The sequence below is a fragment of the Burkholderia ubonensis genome (assembly GCF_902833085.1).
GTDB lineage: Bacteria > Pseudomonadota > Gammaproteobacteria > Burkholderiales > Burkholderiaceae > Burkholderia > Burkholderia ubonensis.
In genome coordinates this window covers 635110-647160 of the sequence record NZ_CADFEB010000004.1, presented here as the reverse complement: position 1 = coordinate 647160, position 12051 = coordinate 635110, and the positions used below count along the sequence as shown (strand labels likewise).

The window sequence follows — 12051 nt, the reverse complement described above, 5'->3', positions numbered from 1 at the left end:
GCGCCCGCGCACCGTCACGACGTCGTGCGGGCCAGCTCGTCGCCGTCACGCGGCAACGCATCCGCGCACGGCAGCCGCGGAATGTGCCGCCGCACGACGAGCAGCGCGACGAACACGACGCTCATCGCGACTGCCAGCATCGTCAGATAGGCAGCCGCACCGCCCGCGGTGATCACCAGCGCGCCCGCGAACGCGCTCAGGATCGCGCCGAGCCGGCCGACCGCAAGCGCGCTCGCGGTGCCGGTCGCGCGCACCGCCGTCGGGAAGATATGCGCACACAGCGCATACATCGTCGACTGCACCGCGTTGACGAACAGCCCGTGCGCGCCGAGCCCGACGATCAGCCAGCCGGTGTGGCGGCTCGCGTCGACCCCCATCAGCCACGCCGCGCTGGCCGCGCCGCCGACGCAGCACAGCGCGAGCGGCCAGCGCGAACCGTAGCGCGCGATCGCGACCGCGCACAGCAGCGCGCCGATCACGCCGCCGAGGTTGTACGCGGTCAGGCCCGAGCCCGCGACCGCGACGGAGAGGCCGCTCGCGGCCAGCATCGTCGGCAGCCAGCTGAATGCCGCATACACGGCCAGCAGGCACATGAAGAACGCGCACCACAGCGCGAGCGTGTCGCGCGCGTGGCCGTTCGTGAACAGCGTGCGAAAACCTCCTCCTCCGCCATGTGCGCGCGCATCGTTCGGATCACTGAACGCGGCGCCCGGCGCGACCGGACGCTGTATGCGCGCGAGCAGCGCGCCGAGTTCGGCCCAGCGCGCCGGATGCCGCACCAGGTAGCGCGGCGACTCCGGCAGCGCGCGCACGAGCACGAAGCCGAGCACGAGCGGCAGCGCACCGCCCGCGAAGAACAGCCCGCGCCAGCCGTAACGCGGCAGCATCTCGTGCGCGAACAGGCCGGCGAGCATCCCGCCGAGCGGCACGCAGACGATCGTCGCCGTCACCATCATCGTGCGGCGCCGCACCGGCGTGTATTCCGCGGTCATCGTCGTCGCGGTGGGCAGTGCGCCGCCGATCCCGAGCCCGGCGACGAAGCGCAGCGCCGCGATCGTCGCGACATCGGGCGCGAGCCCGATCGCGCAAGTCGCCGCGCCGAACAGGAACACGCTGCCGATCACCGCGCCGCGCCGCCCGAAGCGGTCCGCGACGAGCCCCGCGCATGCGCTGCCGATGCCCATCCCGATCAGCCCCGCGGCGACCGCCGGCGCGAACGCGCCGCGCGTGATCCCCCACTCCTTGATCAGCACCGGAATCGCGAAGCCGATCAGCTGGCCGTCGAAGCCGTCGAGCACGATCGCGAGCGCGGCGAGCAGCACCACGCAGCGCTGCATCGTCGTGAACGGCCCGTCGTCGAGCGCGGCGCCGACGTCGAACGGCTGCGGGCGGATGGCGTCGTGCGGGTTCATGCGCGCCTCCGTGCGTCACCGGGCGAACACGTGCAATGCGTGCAATACATGCGCGTGCGATGCGCGGCGGGGCTGCGGCGAACGGTTGCTGTCATGGCGTCTCCTGATGGATGAGGCGACCCGGCGCCGTGGCAACGCCCGGCGCTCTCGTGTCGCGGTGCGGCTCGAGCCCGCCGCGGGCATGCTTCACGCGTGGCGCGCGTCGATCAGGCGCACGAGGCCGAGCAGCGTCTCGGTGTGCGGCACCGCGACGCCGGCCTCGCGCGCCGCCGCGACCACCGCGCCGTTGATCGCGTCGATCTCGGTGCAGCGCCCGGCCAGTACGTCCTGCAGCATCGACGGACGATGGCCGCGATGCGCGTCGATCGCATGGCGCACCTTGTCCGCGATCCGCTCCGGATCGACCGCGATGCCTTTCGCACGGGCCACCGCGGCCGTCTCGGCGACGATCGCGAGCGCGACGCGCGGACCGTCGTCGCATGCGCCGAGCTGGTCGACGGTGCAGCCCGTGACCGCGCACAGCGTATTGAGCGCGGCGTTGAACGCGACCTTCTCCCAGATCGCCGCCCATACGTCGGCGTCGAGCTCGCATGCGAGGCCCGCGCGCGTCAGCGCGGCGGCGGCAGCCGACGCGATCGGCCGCGGCACGCCGTCGGCGGTCATCATCCGGATCGCACCCGCGCCGTGCGAACGCACGTGGCCGGGCCCGACGACGTCGGCCGGCCACGTCGTCACGCCGACGAGGATCCGCTCCGGCGGCACGAACGCGCGCAGCGTCTCGACGTTGCCGAGCCCGTTCTGCAGCGTCAGCAGGGCCGTGCGCGCGGCGAACAGCGCGCGCACGCCGTCGAGCGCGGCGCGCGTGTGCAGCGACTTCGTGAACACGATCAGCAGGTCGAACGGTTCGCCGCGCGCGGGCTGCGCCGCGTCGGGCCGCACCGCGCGCAGCGTCGTGATGCGGCGCTCGCCGCGGTCGTTCTCGATGCGCAGCCCGTCGCGGCGGATCGCGTCGAGATGCGCGTCGTTGACGTCGATCAGCGTGACGTCCTCGCCGGCTTCGGCGAGCAGCCCGCCGAACAGCGAGCCCATCGCGCCCGCGCCCAGAATCGCGATTCTCATCGGCGCACCTCCTCAGAACGGGTAGTGACGCGGCGCCGTCTGCACGGTGATCCAGCGCAGGTCGGTGAATTCGGCGATGCCCGCCTTGCCGCCGAAATGGCCGAAGCCGCTGTCCTTCACGCCGCCGAACGGCATCTGCGCCTCGTCGTGCACGGTCGGGCCGTTCACGTGGCAGATCCCCGACTCGATGCGCGCGGCGACGCGCATCGCGCGCGCGACGTCGCGGCTGAACACGGCCGCGGACAGCCCGAACGCGTTGTCGTTCGCACAGCGGACCGCGGCGTCCTCGCCGTCCACGCGCACGATCCCCTTCACCGGCCCGAACGACTCCTCCGCGTAGATCCGCATCTGCGGCGTCACGCGATCGAGCAGCGTCGCGGGCATCAGCGTGCTGTCGGCCTTGCCGCCGCACAGCAGCACCGCGCCGTGCGCGAGCGCGTCGTCGATCAGCGCGTTGCAGCGCTCGACCGCGTTCATGTCGATCAACGCGCCGAGCACGACCGGGCCGTGGCGCGGGTCGCCGAGCGGCAGCGATGCGGCCTTGCCGGCGAGTTTCGCGACGAACGCGTCGGCGATCCGCTCGTCGACGACGATCCGCTCGGTCGACATGCAGATCTGCCCGGAATTCGCGAACGCGCCGAACGCGGCCGCGGCGACCGCGGCGTCGAGATCGGCATCGTCGAGCACGACGAACGGCGCCTTGCCGCCGAGCTCCAGCACCGCGGGCTTCAGGTGGCGCGCGCAGGTCTCGGCGATGATCCGGCCGACTCGCGTCGAGCCGGTGAAGTTCACGCGGCGCACGGCCGGATGCGCGATCAGCGCGTCGACGATCGCGGCGGCATCGCCGGGCGCGTTCGTCACGAAGTTGACGACGCCCGGCGGCAGCCCGGCCTCCTGCAACGCCTCGACGATCAGCCCGTGCGTGACCGGGCACAGCTCGGCGCCCTTCAGCACGACCGTGTTGCCGCACGCGAGCGGCAGCGCGAGCGCGCGCGTGCCGAGGATCACCGGCGCATTCCACGGCGCGATGCCGAGCACGACGCCGGCCGGCTGGCGCACGCCCATCGCGAGCGAGCCCGGCACGTCGGACGGGATCAGCTCGCCGCCGATCTGCGTCGCGAGCGACGCCGCCTCGACCAGCCCGTTCGCTGCCAGCTCGACGTTGAACCCGGCCCAGAGCGCCGACGCGCCCGTCTCGGCCGCCATCGCGGCGACGAACTGCTCGCGCTTCGCTTCGAGCGCGGCCGCCGCCTTCAGCAGCAACGCGCGGCGCACGCTCGGGCCGAGCGCCGCCCAGCCGGGCAACGCGCGCGCCGCCGCGTCGGCCGCCGCGCGCGCGTCGTCGACGGTGCACGCCGGCGCTGCCGACGCGATGGCGCCGTCGAGCGGATTGCGGCGCATGAAGGTGGCGCCATTGGACGACAGGCGGCGCTCGCCGCCGATCAGCATCGATACGGTCTGCATGGGTGCTCCCGGTTGGACGCGCACGCGCGTCACGCGATCTCGATTTCGACGACGACGGGCGCGCACGCCTGCCGGGTGTCGGCCAACGCCGCGGCCAGCGTGTCGCGCAGGCGCGCCGGGTCGGCAACGCGCACCCCGCGGCAGCCCATGCCTTGCGCGAGCGCGATGAAGTCCAGGTTCGGCAGGTCGGTGCCCTGCACCGGATCGTCCGGGCCGAAGCCGAACACCGGCGCGAAATCCTGCAGCGCCGCATAGCGCAGGTTGTTCAGGATCACGAACGTGATCGGCAGCGCGAGCTGCGCGGCGCTCCACAGCGCCTGGATCGAATACAGGCTCGAGCCGTCGCCGATCAGGCCGATCACGCGCCGGCCCGGCTGCGCGAGCGCGACGCCCACCGCCGCCGGCATCCCGTAGCCGAGGCCGCCGCTGTCCATCGTGTAGAACGTGCCGCTCTGCGTGAACGGCAGGTGCGCCTGCATCACCGGCCGCGCGCTCGGCGCTTCCTCGACGACGATGTCGTGCGCGTCGCGCACGTCGGCGAGCGTCTGCAGCGCGAACGCCGCGGACATGCGCTCGCCCGCGGCGGGCGGCTCGACGCGCAGGCGCGGCGGGCGTGGCGCCGGCATCGGCCGCTCGGGCGAGTTGGGTGGCGCGGGCCGCGCGAGCAGGTCGAGCGCCGCGAGCCGCAGGTTGCCGACAACCGCGTCGCCCTGCGGCGTCCACGCGGCGACGCCCGGATCGTCGACGAGCTGCACCAGCGCCGCGCCCGGCGGCACGTGCGGGCCGAAGCCCTCGATGTGATAGGTGAAGGCCGGCGCGCCGAACGCGAACACGAGGTCGTGACCGTCGAGCCGCGCGACGATCTTCTCGCGGATCGCGGGCAGGAAGCCCGCGAACAGCGGGTGATCCTCGGGAAAGCTGCAGCGCCCGGACATCGGCGCGACGTACACGCGCGCGCGATGCCGCTCGGCAAGCTGCACGGCCTGTTGCCATGCGCCCGCGCGCTCGACCGCCGCGCCGATCACGATCGCGGGCCGCCGGGCGGCGTCGAGCGCGTCGCCGAGCTTCGCGAGCGCGGCCGGATCGGGCCGCACGACGCTGCTGACCTCGCGCGCCGGCAGCAATTGCGCCGGCTGGTCCCAGTCGTCGACCGGAATCGACACGAACACGGGCCCGCGCGGCTCCTGCATCGCGATCCGGTAGGCGCGCGCAATCGCTGCCGGCACGTCCTGCGCGCGCGCCGGCTCGATGCTCCATTTCACGTAGGGCTTCGGCAGCTCGGCCGCCTGCGCGGCGCCGAGGAACGGGTCGAACGGCAGGATCGCGCGCGCCTGCTGGCCCGCGGTGACGATCAGCGGCGTGCGGTTCTTGTACGCGGTGAACAGGTTGCCCATCGCATTGCCGACGCCGGCCGCCGAATGCAGGTTGACGACCGCCGCGTTGCCGCTCGCCTGCGCGTAGCCGTCGGCCATCCCGACCACGACCGCCTCCTGCAGCCCGAGCACGTAGCGGAAATCGGCCGGGAAGTCGCGAAACATCGGCAGCTCGGTCGAGCCCGGGTTGCCGAACACGCGGTCGATGCCGAACTGGCGGAACAGGTCGATCACCGCGTCGCGAACGGTCGTCGGCGCGGCTGGGGTGGATGGATGGCCGGTCATGCGCGGAGGTCTCCTCGTGGGCTTATCGGTTTCCACAGTATCGAAGGCCAAGGCATTCACCGATACTGTATTTTCAGCAAAAAGCCATAACGTTCCGGCATGACTTTCGATCTTCGGCAATTGCGCGCATTCACGACGATCGTCGCGTGCGGCAGCCTCGGGCGCGCGGCCGACGCGCTGCACGTCACGCAACCGGCGCTGAGCCGCATCCTCAAGCGGCTCGAGGAACAGGTCGGCGCGCCGCTGTTCGAGCGCCACTCGAAGGGCGTGCAGCTCACCGCGTTCGGCGACGCGCTGCTGCCGCACGCCACGCTGCTGCAGCACGAGGCCGAGCAGGCGCGCGAGGAGCTCGACGCGATGCGCGGCCTCGCGAAGGGCACGATCAAGGTCGGCGCGGTCGGCAGCATCGCGAGCCTCGTGCTGCCCGTCGCGGTCGGCCGCGTGCTGGACCGCTGGCCGAACCTGCGCGTCGAGATCCTCGAAGGCGTGTGGGACCGGCTCGCCGAAGGGCTGTGCAGGCACGAGATCGATCTCGCGCTCAGCGTGCACGGCCCCGACACCGACGAGATCGTCGCGATTCCCGAATGCCGGTGGGAAGATCACAGCCACATCGTCGCCGCGCCGCACCATCCGCTGTACGCGCTCGGCCGCGCACCGACGCTCGCCGACACGCTGCGCGCGCGCTGGGCGATCCCGCCGCGCGGCACCGCGCCGTTCGAGCACATGCGCGCGACCTTCGATGCGCACGGACTCGGGCTGCCGGACATCGCGGTCGAGACGCGCTCGGTCACGACGCTGAAGAGCCTCGTCGCGCACGCGGGCTTCCTGAGCTGGATGGCCGAACCGATGTATCGCGCCGACCGGCGCGCCGGCACGATCGACACGCTGCCGGTGCGCGAAGTCGTCGCGGTGCGCACGCTCACCGCGTTCCGCCGCCGCCACGGCATCCTGCCCGGCCCCGCCGTCAAGCTGCTCGAACAGCTCGTCGCGCTGACCCGCGAAGCCGCTTAGGGCCCCGCCGCAGCGCACCATCGAAAAGCCGCGAACTCGCCTTGACTTTCGCTCGCCCGAATACGATCATTCGCTCACACAACGAGCAAATGATCCGGCATCGCCATGCTCGGCCGCCGGAAGGAGACAACGGATGAGCGAGTCGTCGCCCGCCCGCGCGCCCGTGCTGCTGCACATCGGCGCCGGATCGTTCCACCGCGCGCACCAGGCGTGGTACCTGCATCGCGTGAACGCGGCCGTGCCGGCCGCCGAGCGCTGGTCGCTGGTCGTCGGCAACGTCCGCGACGACATGCGCGCGACCATGGATGCGCTTGCCGCGCAGCACGGCGCGTACACGCTCGAGACGGTCACGCCGCAAGGCGAGCGCGCGTACGAGACGATCCGCGCGATCGCGCGGGTGCTGCCGTGGTCGATCGATCTCGCCGCGCTGATCGACGCCGGCGCGGACCCCGCGTGCCGGATCGTGTCGTTCACCGTCACCGAAGGCGGCTACTACCTCGACGAGCACAACCGGCTCGACCTCGCGAACCCCGATCTCGCGGCCGACCTGCAGGGCGCGCGCACGACGCTGTACGGCGCGCTCGCCGCGCTGCTCGCCGAGCGGATGAAGCGCAGCGCGGGTCCACTCACGCTGCAGAGCTGCGACAACCTGCGCAGCAACGGCGCGCGCTTTCGCGCGGGGATGCGCGAATTCCTCGAACGGCGCGGCGCGCGCGACCTGCTCGACTGGTTCGACGCGCACGTCGCAACCCCAAGCGCGATGGTCGACCGGATCACGCCGCGCCCGACCGCCGACGTGCGCGAGCGCGTGCGCGCGGCGACCGGCGTCGACGACGCGTGCCCGGTGATGGGCGAATCGTTCATCCAGTGGGTGATCGAGGATCGCTTCGCGGCCGGCCGCCCGCAATGGGAGCGGGCGGGCGCCGAACTCGTCGACGACGTGCATCCGTACGAGGAGGCGAAGATCCGCCTGCTCAACGCGACGCACAGCTGCATCGCCTGGGCCGGCACGCTGGCGGGCCATACGTATATCCACGAAGGCACGCACGACGCGGCGATCCGCCGCTTCGCGCACGACTACGCGACGCAGGACGTGATTCCGTGCCTCACTCCGAGCCCGCTCGATCTCGCGCGCTATCGGGACGTCGTGCTCGAGCGCTTCGGCAACCCGTACGTGCTCGACACCAACCAGCGGGTCGCCGCGGACGGCTTCTCGAAGCTGCCCGGCTTCATCGCGCCGACGCTCGCCGAATGCATCGCGCGCGGCGCGGCGCCGGTCGCGACCGCGGTGCTGCCCGCGCTGTTCCTGCGCTTTCTCGAGCGCTGGGCGCGCGGCGCGCTGCCGTATGCGTACCAGGACGGCGTGATGGACGAACGCGCCGCGCGCGCGATCGTCGCGGCCGACGACCCGGTCGCCGCGCTGTGCGCGCAGCGGCAGCTTTGGGGGTCGCTCGCCGGCAACGCCGCGCTCGTCGACGCGGTGCGCACCGGCCTCGCGCGCGTCGACGCGTGGCTCGCGCAGCGATGAGTGCGCCATGAGTGCGCCGCCTGGCCGCGCGTCGGGTCTGCCGGCATTGGCACGCCCGCGCCCGCACGGCTAAAGTAGCGGCTCCTCCCCTGACGGAACGGATCGCACATGTATCTCGGCATCGACCTCGGCACCTCGGAAGTGAAGGTGCTGCTGCTCGCCCCGGACGGCACGGTCGTCGGCACCGCGGGCGCGCCGTTCACCGTGTCGCGGCCGCGCCCGCGCTGGGCCGAACAGCATCCGGACGACTGGTGGCGCGGCACGCGCGCCGCGCTCGCCGCGTTGCGCGAGCGCCATCCTCACGCGTTCGCACAGGTGCGCGGCATCGGGCTGTCGGGCCAGATGCACGGCGCGGTGCTGCTCGACCGCGCCGATCGCGTGCTGCGCCCCGCGATCCTGTGGAACGACATGCGCAGCGCCGACGAATGCGCGCTGCTCACCGAACGCGCGCCGGACCTGCATGCGCTCACCGGCAATCTCGCGATGCCCGGCTTCACCGCGCCGAAGCTGCTGTGGGTCGCGACGCACGAACCCGACCTGTTCGCGGCGACGGCCTGCGTGCTGATGCCGAAGGACTACCTGCGGTTCATGCTGACGGGCGCGAAGGTGTCCGATCCGTCCGACGCCGCGGGCACGCTGTGGCTCGACGTCGCGCGCCGCGACTGGTCCGACGCGCTGCTCGCCGCATGCGGGATGACGCGCGCGCAGATGCCGCGGATCGTCGAAGGCAACGCGCCGTCGGGCACCCTGCGCGCCGACGTCGCACGCGAGCTCGGGCTGTCGGAAGCGGTCGTGGTCGCGGGCGGCGGCGGCGACAACGCGACGAGCGCGCTCGGCATCGGCGCGATCCACGCGGGCGACGGCTTCGTGTCGCTCGGCACGTCGGGCGTGCTGAGCGTCGTCGGCGACCGCTTCATGCCGAACCCGGCGTCCGCGGTGCACGCGTTCTGCCACGCGATTCCCGACCGCTGGCAGCTGATGAGCGTCGTGCTGTCGGCGGCGAGCTGCCTGCGCTGGGTCTGCAAGCTGACCGGCACCGACGAGCCGACGCTGCTCGCGGAAGTCGAGGCGCTCGACGCCGGCGCGCTCGCCACCGCGCCGCTGTTCCTGCCCTACCTGTCGGGCGAGCGCACGCCGCACAACGATCCGTATGCGCAGGGCGTGTTCTTCGGGATGACCCACGCGACCGAACGCGCGCATCTCGGCTATGCGGTGCTCGAAGGCGTGACGCTCGGCCTCGCCGACGGCTTCGACGCGCTGCATGCGGCCGGCGTCGAGACCGACGCGCTGTCGCTGATCGGCGGCGGCGCGCGCAGCGCGTACTGGGCGCAGCTGATCGCCGATGCGCTGAACGTGCGCACCCGCCAGCACGGCGGCGGCGAGACGGGCGCCGCGCTCGGCGCGGCGCGGCTCGGCTGGCTCGCGGTCGGCGGCGATCCGCACACGGTGCTGGGCAAGCCGCCGGTGCGCGCCGAATACGCGCCCGACGCCGCGCGCCATGCGGCGCTGCGCGAGCGCCTCGCCGCGTTCCGCGCGCTGTACCGGCACGTGCGCCCGCTCTACGAGCCGTCGCGCGCGCGGCTCGCCTGAAGACCGACGCGCGGGCCGGCCGCGGCGGCGAGTGCGGTACAGTGCGTACCCATGCGCCGCCGGTCGGCCCGCCAGGATCCGAATTCAATCGCTATCGTGCCCAAGTCCTCCGAAAAACTCGATCTCGCCACCCGCGCCGCGTGGCTCTACTACGTCGCGGGCGACACGCAGAACGAAATCGCCGAGAAGCTCCAGGTGTCGCGCCCGGTCGCGCAGCGCCTCGTCGCGTTCGCGGTCGAGAAGAACCTGATCCGCGTGCGCGTCGATCACCAGCTCGCCGACTGTCTCGATCTCGGCACGCAACTGTCGAAACGCTACGGCCTGTCGATGTGCGAAGTCGTGCCGGTCGACGACGACGCGCCCGAGGCGATCGACCGCAAGCTCGCGGTCGCCGGCGCGCAGGTGATGGAGCGCTATCTGAACGAGACGCGGCCGATGGTGATCGCGGTCAGCAGCGGCCGCACGCTGAAGGCCGCGGTCGCGCAGATCGCGCAGATCGACCGGCCGCAGCACCGGCTCGTGTCGATGGTCGGCGCGATCGCCGCCGACGGCTCGTCGAACCGCTACGACGTCGCGCAGGACATCTCCGAGAAGACGGGCGGCAAGCACTTCCTGCTGCCCGCGCCGCTGTTCGCGGACAGCGGCGCCGAACGCGCGCAGTGGTGCAATCACCGGCTGTACCGGATCGTCGAGGCGCTGTCGGGCGAAGCCGACGTCGCGCTGGTCGGCATCGGCAACATCGGCACGCACTGCCCGCTTTACGAGGACGGCTTCATCACCGAGCAGGAGCGCGACGAGATGATCGCGCTCGGCGCGGTCGCCGAACTGCTCGGCGTGCCGATCGACGCTCAGGGCCGCCGGATCGCCGCGTCGACGAGCGCGCGCGTGACGAGCGTTTCGCTCGACGCGCCGCCGAAGCGCCCGACGATCGCGTTCGCGGGCGGGCCGAAAAAGCGCGACGCGGTGATCGCCGCGCTGCGCGGCGGCTGGCTGTCGGGGCTCGTCACCGACGAGACGTGTGCGCGGGCGGCGCTGGAAGCCCCGGCGTCCTGACGCCGCGGCGCAGACTCGCGCCGCATCTGCGCCGGCCCGGCCACCCCGCCGGAAAACCGTGGCGATCCAGGCCGCTTCAGCCACATCGGGCCGTCATGCGGCCTTCGCGTGCGGGCTCAGGCGCCGGAACGCGCGCCCTTCGCCGTCGAACAGATGGCAGTGGTCGGCTTCCGCCTGCACGCGCAGCGCCTCGCCGGTGCGATACGTGTCGAGCGGCGGAATCCGCGCGATCAGCCCGTCCGGCGCGAGCGCCGATTCCGCGTACAGGTACGCGGCATCGCCGAGCGATTCGACGGCCATCGTCCGCGCGGCGACGCCGTCGGCCCCTGCCCCGACCTTCAGGTGCTCGGGCCGGATGCCGACCGTCACCGCCGCGCCGCGCTGCAGCCCGGCCGCGTCGACCGACACGCGCTGCGTCTCGCCGCTGTCGAAGCGCACCAGCACGCCGAGCGGATCGACCGCCTCGACCGTGCCGCGCAGGAAATTCATCTTCGGCGAGCCGATGAAGCCCGCGACGAACTGGTTCGCGGGCGCGTGATAGAGCGCGTTCGGCGTGCCGACCTGCTGCACGCTGCCGGCCGACAGCACGACGATCTTGTCCGCGAGCGTCATCGCCTCGACCTGGTCGTGCGTCACGTAGATCATCGTCGTCTTCAGCTCGTCGTGCAGCCGCGCGAATTCCAGCCGCATCTTCACGCGCAGCGCCGCGTCGAGGTTCGACAGCGGCTCGTCGAACAGGAACACCTTGGGCTTGCGCGTGATCGCGCGGCCGATCGCGACGCGCTGCCGCTGGCCGCCCGACAGCTGCTTCGGCTTGCGGTCGAGCAGATGGTCGATGTGCAGGATCTTCGCGGCCTGCTTCACCGCCTGGTCGATCTCGGGCTTCTTCGCACCGGCGAGCTTCAGGCCGAACGCCATGTTGTCGTACAGCGTCATGTGCGGATACAGCGCATACGACTGGAACACCATCGCGATCCCGCGCTTCGCGCTCGGCACGTCGTTGACCTTCGCGCCGTCGATCAGCAGGTCGCCGCTCGAGATGTCCTCGAGCCCCGCGATCATCCGCATCAGCGTGGATTTGCCGCAGCCGCTCGGCCCGACGAACACGACGAACTCGCCGTCGGCGATGTCGAGGTTCACGTTGCGCAGCACTTCGTTGTCTTCGTAGCGCTTCGCGATGTTGCGCAGGAGCACGCTTGCCATGATTTGTCTCCGT

9 protein-coding genes are annotated in these 12051 nt (G+C 72.3%); 4 read left to right on the top strand and 5 right to left on the bottom strand.

Translation table 11 applies throughout. The features are described from left to right. Nucleotides 1–14: 14 nt before the first annotated feature. From HWX31_RS14210 to mdlC, 4 genes are all read right to left on the bottom strand, one after another. The gene (locus HWX31_RS14210; RefSeq protein WP_174964478.1) at nucleotides 15–1412 is read right to left on the bottom strand and encodes an MFS transporter; all 1398 of its coding nucleotides are present in this window, start codon (nucleotides 1410–1412) and stop codon (nucleotides 15–17) included. Between the two features lie 186 nt (nucleotides 1413–1598). Continuing rightward, nucleotides 1599–2531: a ketopantoate reductase family protein gene (locus tag HWX31_RS14205; RefSeq protein ID WP_174964479.1), complete on the bottom strand. Its 933-nt coding sequence runs from the start codon at nucleotides 2529–2531 to the stop codon at nucleotides 1599–1601. 12 nt (nucleotides 2532–2543) lie between these two features. Continuing rightward, nucleotides 2544–3995: an aldehyde dehydrogenase gene (locus HWX31_RS14200; RefSeq protein WP_174964480.1), complete on the bottom strand. Its 1452-nt coding sequence runs from the start codon at nucleotides 3993–3995 to the stop codon at nucleotides 2544–2546. 29 nt (nucleotides 3996–4024) lie between these two features. Next, complete coding sequence (gene mdlC / locus HWX31_RS14195) at nucleotides 4025–5653, bottom strand: benzoylformate decarboxylase (protein ID WP_174964481.1); 1629 nt, start codon at nucleotides 5651–5653, stop codon at nucleotides 4025–4027. A gap of 99 nt (nucleotides 5654–5752) precedes the next feature. Here mdlC and HWX31_RS14190 point away from each other — a divergent pair, with 99 nt between their 5' ends. From HWX31_RS14190 to HWX31_RS14175, 4 genes are all read left to right on the top strand, one after another. Continuing rightward, nucleotides 5753–6664 (top strand): LysR family transcriptional regulator, encoded by a 912-nt coding sequence (locus HWX31_RS14190; RefSeq protein WP_174964482.1) that lies wholly within the window; start codon nucleotides 5753–5755, stop codon nucleotides 6662–6664. 133 nt (nucleotides 6665–6797) lie between these two features. Then, on the top strand, nucleotides 6798–8192 hold the full coding sequence (gene dalD / locus HWX31_RS14185) for a D-arabinitol 4-dehydrogenase (RefSeq protein WP_174964483.1): 1395 nt from the start codon (nucleotides 6798–6800) through the stop codon (nucleotides 8190–8192). Between the two features lie 108 nt (nucleotides 8193–8300). Then, nucleotides 8301–9782 carry a xylulokinase gene (gene xylB / locus HWX31_RS14180; RefSeq protein ID WP_174964484.1) on the top strand — a complete coding sequence of 494 codons (1482 nt, stop codon included), beginning with the start codon at nucleotides 8301–8303 and terminating at the stop codon, nucleotides 9780–9782. A 51-nt stretch (nucleotides 9783–9833) separates the two neighbouring features. Beyond that, nucleotides 9834–10835, top strand: coding sequence for a sugar-binding transcriptional regulator (locus HWX31_RS14175; RefSeq protein WP_174964485.1), 1002 nt, complete (start codon nucleotides 9834–9836; stop codon nucleotides 10833–10835). A 93-nt stretch (nucleotides 10836–10928) separates the two neighbouring features. On the opposite strand, the gene HWX31_RS14170 is transcribed toward HWX31_RS14175, so the two are convergent. After that, complete coding sequence (locus tag HWX31_RS14170) at nucleotides 10929–12038, bottom strand: ABC transporter ATP-binding protein (protein WP_059711239.1); 1110 nt, start codon at nucleotides 12036–12038, stop codon at nucleotides 10929–10931. Between the last annotated feature and the right edge of the window lie 13 nt (nucleotides 12039–12051).

Coding starts and splice junctions, on each gene's coding strand:
- HWX31_RS14170 (WP_059711239.1), bottom strand. CDS start 12,038: ATGGCAAGCGTGCTCCTGCGCAACATCGCGAAGCGCTACGAAGACAAC.
- HWX31_RS14190 (WP_174964482.1), top strand. CDS start 5,753: ATGACTTTCGATCTTCGGCAATTGCGCGCATTCACGACGATCGTCGCG.
- HWX31_RS14200 (WP_174964480.1), bottom strand. CDS start 3,995: ATGCAGACCGTATCGATGCTGATCGGCGGCGAGCGCCGCCTGTCGTCC.
- dalD (WP_174964483.1), top strand. CDS start 6,798: ATGAGCGAGTCGTCGCCCGCCCGCGCGCCCGTGCTGCTGCACATCGGC.
- HWX31_RS14205 (WP_174964479.1), bottom strand. CDS start 2,531: ATGAGAATCGCGATTCTGGGCGCGGGCGCGATGGGCTCGCTGTTCGGC.
- mdlC (WP_174964481.1), bottom strand. CDS start 5,653: ATGACCGGCCATCCATCCACCCCAGCCGCGCCGACGACCGTTCGCGAC.
- HWX31_RS14210 (WP_174964478.1), bottom strand. CDS start 1,412: ATGAACCCGCACGACGCCATCCGCCCGCAGCCGTTCGACGTCGGCGCC.
- HWX31_RS14175 (WP_174964485.1), top strand. CDS start 9,834: ATGCGCCGCCGGTCGGCCCGCCAGGATCCGAATTCAATCGCTATCGTG.
- xylB (WP_174964484.1), top strand. CDS start 8,301: ATGTATCTCGGCATCGACCTCGGCACCTCGGAAGTGAAGGTGCTGCTG.